Raw genomic sequence first — 15,570 nt, forward strand, 5'->3', positions numbered from 1 at the left:
ATCAAGCTCTACGTAGGATGTCTTAATTGCATCATAAACCCAGTACTTAACCTCTTTTGGCATTCCAAGCATATCTATTGTATGTTTGATATTTTTAATTTTCTTTTTTGAAGTTACACTATAAGAGATTTTTTTTGTATCGGCAATAGAATATGTTTTTAATAGTATGTCATTATTGATATTTATATCAAGCGCAGAAATAAGTTCAAGATTGTAGTAGTTATCTAAAATAATATTACCATTGATCTTTATCTTTCTTTTATAGTCATGAAACTCTTCTATTTTTGCATTAAAATAATGAGATTCGAAAAATAGTGAACTTTTTAAAGAAAAATCTTTAGAAGAAGCTGTTATAAACCATTCTTTTCCTTCAATATATTTAAAAGAAGCAGTTATGTCATTAAAGTTTATTTTATTAACTTCAATTCTTTCAAACCATTTATCAAATAGAAGAATAGATTTAAAGAACTTATTGGCCTTATTAATGCTCATATCAACTTTTTCAGTTTTAGAATTTTTAATTATTGCAATTTCTTCAATGCTAATGTTTAATTTTTCATTCCATTTAATGTATAATTTCTTAACTTGAAGATTTGGAATGGATATGTCTTGAACATATATTCCATTTTGCAATAATATAAATAAAAGAGAGAATGTTAAGAAAATGAATGATAAAGCGCTAACTATAGTAAAGTGGAGTTTTGAAATTGTATTGATTATTATTTTATCGTTCATGTATTACCTAAATCAGCCTGTTCGAACCCAAAAAGTTGTATTTATACCAAAGGGATCTATTAATCAAATTATAACACAACTATATAAGAGAAATTACAATGTAAGCAAATTAGATTCAATATTGTTAAGACTTATTGGTTCGCCTCAAAGTGGTTGGATAGAGATGGGATCTACATATAGTGTAAGAGGAGATTTTTTATATAAATTGACAACCGCTAAAGCAGCACTTCAAAATGTAACACTGATACCAGGTGAGACAACATATATATTTTTAGATCAATTAGCAAAAAAACTAAAGTTAGATAGAGATGAACTAAAAAAAGAATATTCTTTAGCAACAACTCAAAAAGAGGGCGCTTTAGTCCCAAATACCTATAAGATGCCATTTGGTATTACAGAAAAAGAACTAATAAGAATTTTATTATATAACTCTAAAAAGCAAATGAAAGAATTGTCTGTTAAATTATTTGGAACATATAATGAAAAAAGATGGTTTCATTTTGTAGCAATTGCATCTGTAATACAGAAGGAATCAGCAAATATTAAAGAGATGCCTCTTGTAAGTTCAGTAATTTATAACAGAATTAAAAAAGGCATGAAATTACAAATGGATGGCACTCTTAATTATGGAAAATACTCACATATTAGGATAACTCCAAAAAGAATTAGAGAAGATAATAGTATCTATAATACGTACAAAAATAGGGGTATTCCAAAGATTCCAGTATGTAATGTAAGCTTTGAAGCTATAAAAGCAGCAGTCTTTCCTGCTAAAACAGACTATCTATATTTCATGAAATCTAAGAGTGGAGGGCATGATTTTTCACGTAACTATTCTACCCATTTACGCAATATAAGGCATGTTACCAAAAGAAACAGATTTTAATTCCAAACAAATTTGTACATAATTTTAACTAATATTATTTATCTTAGTGTTATCATGGTGGCATTAGTTTTATAGGGCTCTTAAGTATTGGCATGTAAAACAAAAAAATATTAATCTAAGGACAAAAAATGTCAAAAATTATTTGGTCAAAAATCGATGAATCTCCAGCTTTAGCAACATATTCTTTATTACCAATTGTAAACGCTTTCACTCAAGCGGCAGGCGTAGATGTAGTTACTAGTGATATTTCACTTGCAAGTAGAATTATTTCTAAATTTCCTCAAAGATTAAATGAAGATCAAAGAATTGCTGACGAATTGGCAGAACTTGGAAATGTTGTTCAACAAGCAGATGGAAATATTATTAAACTTCCAAATATCTCAGCTTCTATTGGTCAGCTTATTAATTGTATTACAGAACTTCAATCTCAAGGTTATGATTTAGAAAACTATCCTGAAGAAGCTACAAGTGATGCAGATAAAGAACTTCAAGCGATATATTCAACTTGTCTTGGTTCAGCTGTAAATCCTGTTTTACGTGAAGGTAATTCTGATAGACGTGCAGCAGTAGCAGTTAAAAACTTTGCTAAGAAAAATCCTCATAAACTTAGAGCATTTTCTCAAAACTCTAAAGCATATGTGTCTCATATGAATGGTGGAGATTTCTACTCTAATGAGCAATCAATAATCAAAGCAGGTAAGGGCAAGGTTACTATTGAGCAAAATGGAAAAGTTCTAAGAGAACTTGAAGCTGTGGATAAAGAAGTATTAGATGCAACATTTATGTCAAAAACTGCTTTAAGAAAATTTTTACAAAAAACTCTTGATGAAGCAAAAGCAAATGATGTTTTATGGTCACTTCACCTTAAAGCAACTATGATGAAGATTTCAGACCCAATTATGTTTGGTCATGCTGTAGAAGTATTTTTCAAAGATGTTTTCGATAAATATTCTGATGAATTTGCTAAACTTGGTTACAACTCAAACATGGGCCTTGGTGACTTGTACAAAAAGTTAGAAAATTCAGATAAAAAAGATGAAATTACTGCAGCATTAAAAGCAGTATACGCTACTCAGCCTAATATGGCTATGGTTGACTCAGACAAAGGCATCACTAACTTACATGCTTCAAATGACATTATTATTGATGCTTCTATGCCTGTTGTAGTACGTGATGGCGGTAAAATGTGGAATGTAGATGGGGATCCACAAGAGTGTGTTTCAGTTGTTCCAGATACATCTTATGCAGTATTTTTTAAAGCTATGGTTGAAGATTGTGTTGCCAATGGTCAATATGATGTTACAACAATGGGTAATGTTGCAAACGTTGGACTTATGGCTCAAAAAGCTGAAGAGTATGGTTCTCATCCAACAACAATAGAGTTAGCCCAAGCTGGTAAAGTTGAAGTTAAAGATGAAAATGGCAATGTTCTTATGTCTCACGATTGTGAAGAAGGTGATATTTGGAGAATGTCTCGTTCAAAAGATATTCCGATTAAAGACTGGGTACGTCTTGCTGTAGAACGTGCTAGTCTTACAGGTGTTCCAGCTGTGTTCTGGTTAGATAAAAACCGTGCTCATGATGCAAACATGATTAAAAAAGTTAATGAGTACTTAAAAGACCATGATACAAGAGGATTAGAACTTCCAATAATGAATGTTACAGATGCAACTGAGTTTACTAATGCTCGTGTTCGTAAAGGTCTTGACACTGTTTCAGTTACTGGTAATGTTTTACGTGATTACTTAACTGATATGTATCCAATCCTAGAACTTGGAACATCTGCTAAGATGCTTTCTATTGTTCCTTTAATTGCTGGTGGTGGTCTATTTGAAACTGGTGCTGGTGGATCTGCTCCTAAGCATGTTGATCAGTTCTTAGCAGAAGGTCACCTAAGATGGGATTCACTTGGTGAGTTCTTGGCACTTGCTGAGTCTTTAAGATTTATTTCTCAAAAAAATGATTCTAAAGATCTTGCAGTTGTTACAGCTGCATTAGATATTGCAAATAACTCTTACCTTGACAAAAACAAAGTACCATCAAGAAAATGTGGAGAACCAGATAATAAAGCTTCTCACTTTTTCTTAGCTCAATACTGGGCAGATGCTCTTGCTACACAAACAGATGATGCAGTCTTAGCTGCTAAGTTTGCTCCAGTAGCTAATGCGCTAAAAGAGAATGAAGCTGAAATTATTCAAGAGTTACTTTCTATTGAAGGAAAAGCTCAAGATATTGGTGGATACTATAAGCCAAATGACGCTAAAGCTGAAGCTGCAATGAGACCATCAGCTACTTTAAATGCTATTATTGATTCAATATAGTAAATAATTAAAATATTAAAAGGAGTACCATGAAAGGAAAAAGAGTAGGAATTGTAGGAATAGGTAATGTAGGTTCGTCAGTAGCTTATTCTTTAGCAATGAGTGGTTCTTGTCATGAGATTATTTTAAGAGCAAATGATGTAGATGTAGCTAGAGGCAAAGCACTTGACTTATCTCAAGCTGCTCAGGCTGCTAGAAGACATACTGTTATTACTGTTGCTCAAACAATAGAAGATGTAAAAGATTGTGATGTAGTTGTAATTACAGCAGGTAGTCCAAGACTTCCAGGTATGAGTAGAGATGATTTGTTAATTAAAAATGCTTCTATCATGAGAGAAATAGTAAGTGTTATTAAAACTACTTCTCCAAATGCTGTTATTATCCCCGTTTCTAATCCTCTAGATGCTATGGTTTATGTAGCATTAAAAGAGTCTGGATGGGAAAGATGCAGAGTTCTAGGAATGGCAGGAATACTTGATAGTGCTAGAATGGCTCACTTTGTATATGAAAAATTAGGCTACGGGGCAGGACAAATTAGATGTTCTGTTATGGGTGGTCACGGTGATGATATGGTTCCTTTACCAAGATTTTCAACAGTAGCTGGTGTTCCTTTAACTGATCTTTTAACTTGGGAAGAGATCAATGAAATAGTTGAAAAAACTAAAAATGGCGGAGCTGAAATAGTAAGCCTATTAAAAAGTGGTAGTGCATATTATGCTCCAGCAAAAGCGACAGCTCTTATGGTAGAGTCAGTACTTACAGATATGAAACAGATATATCCATGTTCTGTTATGCTTGATGGAGAGTATGGTTATACTGATGTTGTAAATGGTGTTCCTGTTATGATTGGAGCTCGTGGTGCTGAAAAAGTCATTGAAGCAAATCTAAATGATGACCAAGATAGAAAATTTGCTAAATCAATAGGAAGTGTTAAAGAACTTGTTGACGCTTTATATGCAAACAATTTTTATGCAGAATGATTTATAGAGCTAGTAAAATAGCTCTATCCCACAAATAATATTCCCTATAAAACCTATTATAAAAGAAGTTAACGCTGGATTTAAATTTGGACTCAAAGTAAAAGTAAAATAAAAGGAATATATGAATGATAGGTAGAAAAGTTGGTATTGTAGGCGCTGGGTTTGTTGGAGCAACAGCAGCATATAGTTTAACAATGACAGGGAGATGTCATGAGGTAGTCTTATATGATATTAATAGCGATCTTGCACTAGGTAAAGCTATGGATATTGGACAATCTACTTGTTATTCACCACAAGGTACTATTGTAAATGCTGCTAAAGATGCCAGTGATCTAAAAGATTGTGACATTATTGTTATTACAGCAGGCGTACCTCGTAAGAGTGATATGACTAGAGCTGACTTACTAATTATAAATGCAAAAATTATGAAAGATGTTGTTCATAATGTAATGAAATATTCTCCAAATGCAATAATACTTTGTGTCTCAAATCCTTTAGATATTATGACTTATGTTATTCATCAAATGACAGGTTGGGATAGAAGAAGAATAATTGGTATGGCCGGAGCATTAGATGGAGCTAGAATGGCATATGAAATTCATAAAAAAGTTGGTTATGGTTCTGGACAGACTAAGACTATGCTTATTGGAGATCATGGTCAAAACATGATTCCAATACCTGAAATTTCAACTATTGGTGGTGTTCCTCTTGAACAGATTCTTACAAAAAAAGAGATGGAAGATATTATTGCTAGAACAAAAAATGGTGGAGCCCAAATAGTGAAGCATCTTGGAACTTCTGCATATTATGCTCCAGGCCGTGCAATAGCTGTTATGGTTGAAGCAATTCTAGATGATAGTCAAATTATTATGCCATCTTCTGTAATGCTTGATGGAGAATATGGTTATAAAGATGTATGTGTTGGTGTCCCAGTTATTCTCGGTAATAATGGAGTTGAGAAAATAATAGAGTTAGATATGGATAAAGAGACAAAAAATAAGTTCAAAATCTCCGTCGATTCAATTAGAGATGGAATTGACATTCTAAAAGAAAATAACTTTTTCGAGTAAAATCTAATTTTATTAAAAATCTGAATATAAATAGCAAATAATTTCGATGTTAATTATAAGAATAAGTAATTATTCAACTGCATAAAACTATCCTTAAATAAAAGCCGCATCTTTTAATCTAAACAAGATTTTTAAGGTGTGTTGTTTCTACACATTTCTTCACTTGTTCAAAAATAATTATCTATAATGTGTTTTATTATGAAAAGAGTGCTAAAATATACGCTTATAATATAAAATTATAAATAATCAATAAATAGGAATTGCATATGCGAGAGATACGCTATGAAGAAATAGTAAAGAATGTTAGAGACATCATTGTATATTCTGCATCAAATCTGCCAGAAGATGCTCTAAACGCTATGAAAGCTGCTTATGAGAATGAAAAAAGCCCTGTAAGTAGAGAAGTCTTAAAACAACTTTTGGAAAATGCAGATATAGCAAGTAGTGAAGCTCGTCCACTATGTCAAGATACGGGACTTGCTGTTTTCTTTGTAAAAATTGGTGCTGATGTTAAAGTTATAGGTGGTCTTTTAAAAGATGCTATAAATGAAGGTACTGAAAAAGGTTATGTTGAAGGTTATTTAAGAGCTTCAACTTGTCATCCTTTTACTCGTGCAAACAACAAAGACACAGTAGGTTATAACTTACCTGCAATTATTCACCTTGATATTGTTGAGGGAGATAAGATTGACATTGAATATGCTGCAAAAGGCGGAGGTAGTGAAAATGTATCTCGTGCTAGAGTTTTTCCTCCATCAGCTGGTAAGCAAGGTGTAATTGACTATGTTAGAGAGTGTATCTCAGATGCAGGTCCAAATCCTTGTCCTCCACTTACTGTAGGCGTTGGTATTGGTGGGACGTTTGAAAAAGCTGTAATAAGCTCTAAGCATGCATTATTTCGTAATATTGGTTCTGTAAATGAAGATCCTGAAATGGCAGAGTTAGAAGATACTATAAAATTAGAATTAAATAAACTTGGAATTGGTACTATGGGTATGGGTGGAACAGAGACTATTTTATCTGTACATATTGAGTCTAATCCTTGTCATATAGCTTCTCTCCCTGTTTCAGTAAATGTTCAGTGTCACAGCTCACGTCATACACATATAACAATATAAGGGAAGAATATGAGTAAAACATATCATTTAACAACTCCACTTAGTGATGAAACTGTTTCAAAATTGAACAGCGGTGATATAGTGTACCTAAGTGGAATACTTTATACTGCTAGAGACGCGGCACATAAAAGACTTGTTGATTTACTTGATGAAGGAAAAGAACTTCCTTTTGATGTTAAAGGCGCAGTGATCTATTTTGTTGGACCAACTCCACCTAAACCAGGTGACCCAATTGGTAGTGCAGGTCCAACTACATCTTACCGTATGGATTCTTACTCTCCTCGCTTAATTGCTGAGGGTTTAAAAGGAATGATAGGTAAGGGAAAAAGAAATAAAGATGTTACAGATGCTTGTCAAGAGCATAAGGCTATTTATTTTGGTGCTACTGGAGGTGCAGGTGCACTTTTAGGCAAACAAATAAAAAGTTCAGAAGTAATTGCTTATGAAGAATTGGGCCCTGAAGCAGTAAGAAAACTAGAAGTAGTTGACTTTCCTGTAACTGTAATAAACGATACATTTGGCGAAGACTTATATCAAATAGGTCGTGCTCAATACGAAGTTAAATAACTTCCAACTTAAAACAAGGAGAATAAATGAATATACATGAATATCAAGCTAAACAGGTTTTCCAAAAGTATGGTGTACCTACACCAAAAGGTATTATGGCTGAGAGCGTTGAAGCTGCAGTAGAAGCTGCTAAAGAGTTAGGTGGTCCTATTTGGGTTGTTAAAGCTCAAATCCATGCCGGTGGCCGTGGTTTAGGTGGTGGTGTTAAACTAGCTAAATCTCTTGAAGAAGTTAGAGAACTTTCTGATGAAATTCTTGGTATGACTTTAGTTACTCATCAAACTGCCGCTGAAGGTAAACTTGTTCAAAAGCTTTACATCGAAGATGGTGCTGATATTAAAGATGAATTCTACCTTTCTGTTGTTTTGGATAGAAAATTGGAAATGCCTTTAATCATGGCTTCTACTGAAGGTGGTATGAATATTGAAGATGTTGCTGAAAAGACTCCAGAAAAAATCATAACTATTCCTGTTGATCCAGCTATTGGTTTTCAAAGTTTCCATGGTAGAGAACTTGCATTTGGTTTAGGCATTGTTGATAAAGCAGAGCAAAAAAAGATTATTTCTTTCGCACAAAAATTATTTAAACTATATATGGAAAATGATGCAGAAATGATCGAAATCAATCCTTTAGTTAGAACTGGTTCTGGTGAATTTTTAGCACTTGACGGAAAAATGGGTTTTGACAACTCTGCTCTTGGACGTCAACCAGAAATTTTAGCAATGAGAGATTTAACTGAAGAAGATGCTGATGAAGTTGAAGCTGCTAAATATGGTCTTTCATATGTTGCCCTTGATGGTGAAATTGGTTGTATGGTAAATGGTGCCGGTCTTGCTATGGGTACTATGGATACAATTAACTATATGGGTGGAACTCCTGCAAACTTTTTAGATGTCGGTGGTAGTGCAAATGCTGAGACTGTTGCAAAAGGTTTTGAGATTATTCTTAAAAATCCTAATGTTAAAGCAATTTTTGTAAATATTTTCGGTGGAATCGTTCGTTGTGACCGTATTGCTAATGGTATTATTGACGCTACAAAAATGACTGATGTTAATGTACCAGTGATTGTTCGCCTTGACGGAACTAATGCTCCAGAAGCAGCAGAAATTCTTAAAAATGCAAATATTGCTAATCTAATTGTTGGTGATGATTTAGGTGACGGTGCTGCAAAAGCAGTTGCTGCAGCGAAAGGAAATTAATATATGTCAATTTTAGTAAATAAAGATACAAAAGTTATCGTTCAAGGTTTTACTGGTAAAGAGGGAACTTTCCATGCTGAGCAATGTTTAGCATATGGTACACAAATTGTTGGTGGTGTTACTCCAAACAAGGGTGGTCAAGAGCATTTAGGTAAACCAGTATTTAATACGGTTGCCCAAGCTGTTAAGAATACTGGCGCAACTGTTTCTATGATTTTTGTTCCACCTGCATTTGTTGGTGACGCTGTAATGGAAGCTGCTGAAGCTGGAATTGATCTTGCAGTAATTATTACTGAAGGTGCTCCTGTTAAAGATATGCAAGCTGCAAAAGCTCATGCAACTAAACATGGTATGAAAACACTAGGACCAAACTGTCCTGGTGTTATTACTGCTGAAGAGTGTAAAATCGGAATCATGCCAGGTATGGTCTTTAAAAAAGGTAATGTTGGACTTATTTCTAAGTCTGGTACTTTAACTTATGAAGGTGCTAACCAAGTATGTAATGAAGGTTTTGGTATTACTACTGCTATTGGTATCGGTGGAGACCCAATTATCGGTCTTTCATATAACCAAATTTTACCAATGTTTGAAGCAGATCCAGATACTCATGCAATCGTTATGATTGGTGAAATTGGTGGAGATCTTGAGATTCAAGCTGCTAAACTAATTAAAGAACAAATAACTAAACCAGTAGTAGCTTTTATTGCTGGTCAAACTGCGCCTAAAGGTAAAACTATGGGTCACGCAGGTGCTATTGTTAGTGGTAGTGCTGGTACAGCAAAAGAGAAGATGGATGCACTTAGAGATGCTGGCGTAACAGTTGTAATCTCTCCTGCTGATATTGGTAAAGCTATTGCAAAAGTTTTAGCTAAGTAATCTACTCTTACAAAGCCTCGTAATGTAACAAAAAGTTATATTAAAAGGCACTAAGAGCATATTTTTAGTCAAATATTAAAAACTTAGCTACACTTTGTCTACAAAAGAGTAATATACAAATTAAATTTGTACTTTAATAATAGGAGAATAAATGGGAACTTTTAAAACTGAAAACCCAGGTAACCAACCTGTATGGGTAAATACAAGTAATTGTAAAGCATGTGATATCTGTGTGTCAGTATGTCCTTCTGGTGTACTTGGTATGGTATATGAATCAACATCAACACTTGGGGCAATGATTTCAATAAATAATCCTGAATCTTGCATTGGCTGTAATGAGTGTGAAATTTCATGTCCTGACTTTGCTATTTATGTAGCTGATAGAGCTGAATATAAGGCAGCAGGTCTTAGTTTTGCTAAACTTACTGAAGAAGCTAAAGAAAGACAAGCAGCTATAATTGCTAATAAATATATGTCACTAAATCAAGGAGCTAAATAATGCAAACAAGAGAAGTAATATCAACTGGTAATCAGCTTGCAGCAAAAGCAGCTGTTGACGCTGGATGTATGTTTTTTGGTGGTTATCCATTAACACCTTCTAGTGAAATCATGCATGTTCTTTCTGATAGCTTACCTGATAAAGGTGGTGTTTCTATACAAATGGAAGATGAAATTGCTGGTATTTGTTCAGTAATAGGTGCAGCAATGGTTGGTCAAAGAGCGTTAACAGCTACTTCTGGTCCAGGTATGTCACTTAAAGCCGAACAACTAGGTCTTGCTCAAATGGCAGAAGTACCTTTAGTTTGTGTAAATGTTATGCGTGGTGGTCCATCAACAGGTCTTCCTACTCGTGTAGCTCAAGGTGATATTCTTCAAGCTAAAAACCCATCACATGGTGACTATAAGTCAATTACTTTATGTGCAGGTACTTTAGCAGAATGCTATACTGAAGTAGTTAGAGCATTTAATATAGCTGATAGATTTATGCAACCAGTTATTGTTCTACTAGATGAGACTATTGGTCACATGCATGGTAAAGCTGATATTCCTACTGCAGAAGATGTTGCAGCTGGAATCGTTCCAAGAAAAAGATTTGATGGTCCAGCTGAAGAATATTTTCCGTATGACTGTGAACATGATGAGCCAGCAGTACTTAACCCTATGTACGAAGGTTATAGATACCACTTTACTGGTCTTCACCATGATAAAAATGGTTATCCTACTGAAGAGATTGAAACTTGTAGAAAACTAATTCAAAGATTAGAAGACAAAGTTGCTCTACATGAAGATGAAGTTGAATCTTATGAAGAATTTATGATGGATGATGCTGATATTATGATTATTGCATATGGTTCTGTATCTCTTGCTGCAAAAGAATCAATTAGACACTTAAGAGCTGAAGGTATTAAAGCTGGTTTATTTAGACCAATTACTATCTGGCCTTCACCAGCTACTCAAATTAAAAAACATACTGATAAAATTGATAAAGTTTTAGTAGTTGAGCTTAATATTGGTCAGTATCATGGTGAAATTCAACGTGCAGCTGCAAGACTTGATATCGACGGTTTATTCAAAGTTAATGGTAGACCAATATCTCCTTATGAGATTGTAACTAAAGTAAAGGAATTATAAGATGGCATTTAATTATGATAAATATTTAAGACTTGAAAAGATGCCAACACTATGGTGTTGGGGTTGTGGTGATGGTGTTATTCTTAAAGCTTTCGTTAGAGCAGTTGATAAAATGAAACTTAACCAAGACGACGTTTGTGTTGTTTCTGGTATTGGATGTTCTGGAAGATTTTCATCATATGTTGATTTTAACACAGTTCATACAACTCACGGTAGAACTATTGCTTACGCAACAGGTATTAAGTTAGCCAGACCAGATAAAATAGTGATTTGTGTTGCTGGTGATGGTGATGCACTTGCAATTGGTGGTAATCATACTATTCATGGTTGTAGAAGAAACATAGATTTAACTATGATTATTATTAATAACTTTATCTATGGTTTAACTAATTCTCAAACTTCTCCAACTACACCAAAAGGTATGTGGACAGTTACTCAAAAAGCTGGTAATATTGATCCAACTTTTAATACATGTGATTTAGCAATAGCCGCTGGAGCTTCATTTGTTGCTCGTGAGTCTATGCTTGACCCTAAAAAATTAGAAAAAGCAATGATTAAAGCGATAGAGCACAAAGGCTTCTCAATAATGGAAGTTCTTTCTAACTGTCACATTAATCTTGGTAGAAAAAATAAAATGGTTTCTGCAATGGAAAATCTTGAATGGATTGATAGTATTACTATTCCTAAAAAGAAATATGATGCAATGAGTTCAGAAGAAAGACTTAATTTATTACCTACTGGTATCTTAAAACAAGATTTAGAAGCTGATGAATATTGTGAAATGTATGCAGAGATTCAAAAAGTACACAAGGGTGAAAGAAAAGTAATCACTCGTGATGACTTTGCGAAAAAAATATAAGGGAACATTATGAGTACTAAAACATTAATGAGATTTACAGGTGTTGGTGGACAAGGTGTTCTTCTTGCTGGAGAGATTTTTGCAGCTGCAAAAATTAAAACTGGTGGTCATGGGCTAAAAACGGCAACATACACTTCGCAAGTTCGTGGTGGACCAACTGTTGTTGATATTCAACTAGATGATCAAGAAATTTATTATCCATATGCAAATGATGGTGAAATAGGTTTTATGCTTTCTGTTGCAGATGTAAGTTATAACACTTTTAAAAGTGGTGTTAAACCTGGCGGAACAATAGTAGTAGATCCAAACTTGGTTCATCCAACTGATGAAGATCGTAAGATGTGGAAAATTCATGAAATTCCAATTATTACTATTGCTAAAGAAGAGGTTGGTAATGTTATTACTCAATCTGTTGTTGCTCTAGCAATTGCAAATACTATGATGGATGCAATAGATAAACAAACTCTTATAGATACAATGCTTTCTAAAGTACCAGCAAAAGTTCATGAAGTTAATAAAGCAGCTTATGACCTTGGTGAAAAATATGCTAAAGAAGCAATGGCTTAATTAGTCCAATATTAAAAAGACAACTCATTATGGGTTGTCTTTTTTTTAATAAAATCTCTAATATTAATTAGTATTAAACTCTAATACTTTCCCAAAAAAACTCAACATGCTTTTCAAATTGAGTTGATATTGCAGTTGTAGAGTCATTATCAAATCTCATTAGTGTTACTTGAAGCCTCATATAGAATAGGGTGGATAGAAACTCATATGAAATCATCATCGGATCTTGAGAACGTATAAGTGAGTTCTGCATCATGATAAAGAAAGCCTCAGATAACATCTTCACATTCTTCTCATGAAATTCACTCATAAACTGCTCTCTAAGCTCTTTGTTTTGGAATAGCTCTATCATGAGTAGTCTAAACATATTCTCGTTACTCTTATCGAATGTAAGAAGCTTATATTGCATTGTAAAGTTCTGTAAAAAAGCTTTTCCTTTTAATGCGGATTCTTTTATATCTTGCTCATTTTTAGAGAAGGGTGAGTTAAAAATACCCTTTGCAACTTCCAAAAATATTTCCTCTTTGCTTTTGTAGTGATTATATATTGCACTCTCTCTAATACCAACTTCTTTTGCAATTCTTCTTACACTTGTACCTTTATACCCAAGCTCAGAGAATAGGGTAGTAGACACTTTTAGTATTTTTTGTTTTGTTCCGGTTCTCTTAGGAGATGTCGTATTTTCGGGCATAATCAACCTTTTTTATTTAGTGAACGAATCTTAACTTTACATGTATTATATATGAACGGTTGTTAATACAAGCTTATGCATGCAAGAACGTTTGTTCATATACAAGTAACACAAAATGAACGATTGTTCTTGTCTTGAAAAAACTAATTTAAAGGAAGTTTTTTGTACTATTGCACAGGTACAGCAGATAGTGACTTGTTTAATCGCAAGAGGAAAGTCCGAGCTGCTGTAAGACAGTGTTCCATTTAACGAATGGCCGTAGTAATACGAGGGAAAGTGCAACAGAGAGTAGACTTCCACAGCAATGTGGTAACGGTGAAAGGGTGGGGTAAGAGCCCACCAGTCTTCATGGCAACATAGAGAGCTTGTAAACCCAACATGGCAGCAAGAAACAGGTGGTCAGCGTCTTATATTGCTACTGTTTCGCTAGAGATACTATGTAAATAGTAAAGTAGATTAATACTATTAAAACAAAACTCGGCTTATAGCTGTACCTAACTCTTCAAACCCCGTAATTTAGGGCTTTTTAAGCCTTCTTGTTTTCGATTGTAACCGTAGTGTAACCGCAACTATTCTCAAATAAAGAGAAATTAGACCCCAAATCAATGTTTTTAGACTCTATAATGCTTGAGTAATGCTCTAGGGTTACTTTAGGACTAGAATGACCTAATAGACCTGCTAATTCGTTAATACTCACTATATTATCTTTCAACATTAATGTTGCAAACGTACTAATTTAGCTTCATCATTTACATCACGCCATTGACTTCTTAATAGAGAAGCGTCGTCAATATGACCAAAGATATATATATTGTCTTTAGGCTGTATCTTCTTGACTTCATCTAGTATAAAAGCAGGATAAGGAACTTTCCTAATTGCATTATTAGTTTTTCCGCTTCCAATGATCCCTTTAGAGCGTGTACGCTTGATATGTATGTATCCATCTTCTTTAAAATCAGCTAATTGAAGACCTAATATCTCACTTACTCTCATACCTGTGTTAAAAGCTATCAGTAAATAAGGCTTTATAATGCCATTAGCTACGCTTAGAAGCTTGTTAACCTCTTCTTTTGAATAGAACTGTATCGGTTCTTTTCTATCGGGCTTCTCTTTGATATTCTGAGCAGGGTTATGAAAAAGAACATTATCATCAATTGCTAATTCAAATATCTCTCTAATGCAATGTTTATAGATGGACTTTGATTTAGTTTTCATATTAAGTGATATTAGATATTCTTTAATATCAAGACGAGTGATTTTATCTATGTCTTGACCTCTAAAGTAGTCTATCACCCTCATCCAATAACTTTTTCTCATCCAATAGTTTTTATTGCTTTCTTTTTGATGTAGAAATATATAACCGTAATACTCAAAAGTCTTAGGCTTATTTTTATATATATCTCCAGTTGCTATTTTAATATTCAAGACTGGTATAATTTGACTTTCAACAACCTTGATGTTTTTTGACGTATTTTTTAATTTAGTAGATTTCTGAATACGTTTACCATCAACATAATAATTGAGCCAAATTGTAGAGCCTCTAATATAATGTGTTGTCATTCCTTTTTTCCTTTTCTTAATAACAACAACTTTACTATGAGTCAAAATATTACCTCACTAAACTAAATAATCATCTAAATTGATTTTTGTATCAACTTCATGAATTGGCTTGATAGATGAATTAAATTCTTCTAGATCAATATATATACGTTTATAACCATCCATTTTGTAAACTGTTAAAATTTTATTTCTAATCATAGTTCTGATGTATGATGTATCTATTCCAACATCTTCAGCTAGTTTTTGAATGCTTATAAAGCAAGACACTGTTAAGCCTTTAAATATTGTTTTTCATAAGGAGATATTTGTAAAACTTTTTTACTATCTAATAAGAAAACAACATCACCTATAACAGAATCATTACCAACATATCTAATAGTAATAAATTTTATAAAATTCGTTTTTTCACAAACTATAATGAACCCCTAAAACTGAACCAGTAAAATTTGTTTTCTTATTTCAAAAATGATAAAATTGAAATAGAAAATATAGGGATTAAATATGAGTGT

General features: G+C 33.5%; 15 protein-coding genes, 1 other RNA gene and 1 pseudogene. 13 read left to right on the forward strand and 4 right to left on the reverse strand.

The features are described 5' to 3' along the window. Positions 1–735: pseudogene (locus QZZ48_RS08670) on the reverse strand (hypothetical protein); the annotation flags it as partial. Between QZZ48_RS08670 and mltG the strand changes: the two are divergent. The 12 genes from mltG (at position 734) to QZZ48_RS08730 (ending at position 12,810) form a co-directional block, all read left to right on the forward strand. After that, positions 734–1,621, forward strand: a complete 888-nt coding sequence (gene mltG / locus QZZ48_RS08675; protein WP_294964481.1) for an endolytic transglycosylase MltG — start codon at positions 734–736, stop codon at positions 1,619–1,621. The pseudogene QZZ48_RS08670 and the gene mltG overlap by 2 nt on opposite strands. A 128-nt stretch (positions 1,622–1,749) precedes the next feature. Then, positions 1,750–3,942: an NADP-dependent isocitrate dehydrogenase gene (locus QZZ48_RS08680; protein ID WP_294964445.1), complete on the forward strand. Its 2,193-nt coding sequence runs from the start codon at positions 1,750–1,752 to the stop codon at positions 3,940–3,942. Positions 3,943–3,971: 29 nt separating this feature from the next. Beyond that, positions 3,972–4,922 carry a malate dehydrogenase gene (locus tag QZZ48_RS08685; protein ID WP_294964447.1) on the forward strand — a complete coding sequence of 317 codons (951 nt, stop codon included), beginning with the start codon at positions 3,972–3,974 and terminating at the stop codon, positions 4,920–4,922. 125 nt (positions 4,923–5,047) lie between these two features. Then, the gene (locus QZZ48_RS08690) at positions 5,048–5,992 is read left to right on the forward strand and encodes a malate dehydrogenase (RefSeq protein ID WP_294964449.1); all 945 of its coding nucleotides are present in this window, start codon (positions 5,048–5,050) and stop codon (positions 5,990–5,992) included. Between the two features lie 266 nt (positions 5,993–6,258). After that, positions 6,259–7,110: a fumarate hydratase gene (locus QZZ48_RS08695; RefSeq protein ID WP_294964451.1), complete on the forward strand. Its 852-nt coding sequence runs from the start codon at positions 6,259–6,261 to the stop codon at positions 7,108–7,110. 9 nt (positions 7,111–7,119) lie between these two features. Then, positions 7,120–7,677, forward strand: a complete 558-nt coding sequence (locus QZZ48_RS08700; protein WP_294964452.1) for a Fe-S-containing hydro-lyase — start codon at positions 7,120–7,122, stop codon at positions 7,675–7,677. Positions 7,678–7,703: 26 nt separating this feature from the next. Then, positions 7,704–8,876 (forward strand): ADP-forming succinate--CoA ligase subunit beta, encoded by a 1,173-nt coding sequence (gene sucC / locus QZZ48_RS08705; protein ID WP_294964455.1) that lies wholly within the window; start codon positions 7,704–7,706, stop codon positions 8,874–8,876. Positions 8,877–8,879: 3 nt separating this feature from the next. Continuing rightward, positions 8,880–9,752, forward strand: a complete 873-nt coding sequence (sucD, locus tag QZZ48_RS08710; protein ID WP_294964458.1) for a succinate--CoA ligase subunit alpha — start codon at positions 8,880–8,882, stop codon at positions 9,750–9,752. A gap of 151 nt (positions 9,753–9,903) precedes the next feature. After that, complete coding sequence (locus tag QZZ48_RS08715) at positions 9,904–10,251, forward strand: 4Fe-4S binding protein (protein ID WP_294964460.1); 348 nt, start codon at positions 9,904–9,906, stop codon at positions 10,249–10,251. Beyond that, a complete protein-coding gene (locus tag QZZ48_RS08720; protein ID WP_294964463.1) occupies positions 10,251–11,384 on the forward strand; it encodes a 2-oxoglutarate synthase subunit alpha in 1,134 nt (377 codons plus the stop codon). The genes QZZ48_RS08715 and QZZ48_RS08720 overlap by 1 nt, the downstream gene beginning before the upstream one ends. Before the next feature lies 1 nt (position 11,385). Further along, positions 11,386–12,243, forward strand: coding sequence for a 2-oxoglutarate ferredoxin oxidoreductase subunit beta (locus QZZ48_RS08725; RefSeq protein WP_294964466.1), 858 nt, complete (start codon positions 11,386–11,388; stop codon positions 12,241–12,243). A gap of 9 nt (positions 12,244–12,252) precedes the next feature. After that, positions 12,253–12,810 carry a 2-oxoacid:acceptor oxidoreductase family protein gene (locus QZZ48_RS08730; RefSeq protein ID WP_294964469.1) on the forward strand — a complete coding sequence of 186 codons (558 nt, stop codon included), beginning with the start codon at positions 12,253–12,255 and terminating at the stop codon, positions 12,808–12,810. 73 nt (positions 12,811–12,883) lie between these two features. Here QZZ48_RS08730 and QZZ48_RS08735 read toward each other — a convergent pair whose 3' ends face one another. Beyond that, entirely contained in the window at positions 12,884–13,501 is a 618-nt protein-coding gene (locus QZZ48_RS08735; protein ID WP_294964472.1) for a TetR/AcrR family transcriptional regulator, read from the reverse strand. A 175-nt stretch (positions 13,502–13,676) separates the two neighbouring features. Between QZZ48_RS08735 and rnpB the strand changes: the two genes are divergently transcribed. Then, positions 13,677–14,002, forward strand: an RNA gene (gene rnpB / locus QZZ48_RS08740) — RNase P RNA component class A. Between the two features lie 213 nt (positions 14,003–14,215). Here rnpB and QZZ48_RS08745 read toward each other — a convergent pair. Together QZZ48_RS08745 and QZZ48_RS08750 are read right to left on the reverse strand one after the other, a co-directional pair. Then, the gene (locus QZZ48_RS08745; protein ID WP_294964475.1) at positions 14,216–15,061 is read right to left on the reverse strand and encodes a tyrosine-type recombinase/integrase; all 846 of its coding nucleotides are present in this window, start codon (positions 15,059–15,061) and stop codon (positions 14,216–14,218) included. 57 nt (positions 15,062–15,118) lie between these two features. Continuing rightward, entirely contained in the window at positions 15,119–15,328 is a 210-nt protein-coding gene (locus QZZ48_RS08750; RefSeq protein WP_294964478.1) for a hypothetical protein, read from the reverse strand. Between the last annotated feature and the right edge of the window lie 242 nt (positions 15,329–15,570).

It is taken from the genome of Sulfurimonas sp. (assembly GCF_016744025.1).
GTDB lineage: Bacteria > Campylobacterota > Campylobacteria > Campylobacterales > Sulfurimonadaceae > Sulfurimonas.

Excerpts from the sequence above, each read along its gene's own strand:
- QZZ48_RS08730 (WP_294964469.1), top strand. The coding sequence starts at position 12,253 with ATGAGTACTAAAACATTAATGAGATTTACAGGTGTTGGTGGACAAGGT.
- QZZ48_RS08725 (WP_294964466.1), top strand. The coding sequence starts at position 11,386 with ATGGCATTTAATTATGATAAATATTTAAGACTTGAAAAGATGCCAACA.
- sucC (WP_294964455.1), top strand. The coding sequence starts at position 7,704 with ATGAATATACATGAATATCAAGCTAAACAGGTTTTCCAAAAGTATGGT.
- QZZ48_RS08745 (WP_294964475.1), bottom strand. The coding sequence starts at position 15,061 with ATGACAACACATTATATTAGAGGCTCTACAATTTGGCTCAATTATTAT.
- QZZ48_RS08720 (WP_294964463.1), top strand. The coding sequence starts at position 10,251 with ATGCAAACAAGAGAAGTAATATCAACTGGTAATCAGCTTGCAGCAAAA.
- QZZ48_RS08715 (WP_294964460.1), top strand. The coding sequence starts at position 9,904 with ATGGGAACTTTTAAAACTGAAAACCCAGGTAACCAACCTGTATGGGTA.
- QZZ48_RS08690 (WP_294964449.1), top strand. The coding sequence starts at position 5,048 with ATGATAGGTAGAAAAGTTGGTATTGTAGGCGCTGGGTTTGTTGGAGCA.
- sucD (WP_294964458.1), top strand. The coding sequence starts at position 8,880 with ATGTCAATTTTAGTAAATAAAGATACAAAAGTTATCGTTCAAGGTTTT.
- QZZ48_RS08695 (WP_294964451.1), top strand. The coding sequence starts at position 6,259 with ATGCGAGAGATACGCTATGAAGAAATAGTAAAGAATGTTAGAGACATC.
- mltG (WP_294964481.1), top strand. The coding sequence starts at position 734 with ATGTATTACCTAAATCAGCCTGTTCGAACCCAAAAAGTTGTATTTATA.
- QZZ48_RS08700 (WP_294964452.1), top strand. The coding sequence starts at position 7,120 with ATGAGTAAAACATATCATTTAACAACTCCACTTAGTGATGAAACTGTT.
- QZZ48_RS08735 (WP_294964472.1), bottom strand. The coding sequence starts at position 13,501 with ATGCCCGAAAATACGACATCTCCTAAGAGAACCGGAACAAAACAAAAA.
- QZZ48_RS08685 (WP_294964447.1), top strand. The coding sequence starts at position 3,972 with ATGAAAGGAAAAAGAGTAGGAATTGTAGGAATAGGTAATGTAGGTTCG.
- QZZ48_RS08680 (WP_294964445.1), top strand. The coding sequence starts at position 1,750 with ATGTCAAAAATTATTTGGTCAAAAATCGATGAATCTCCAGCTTTAGCA.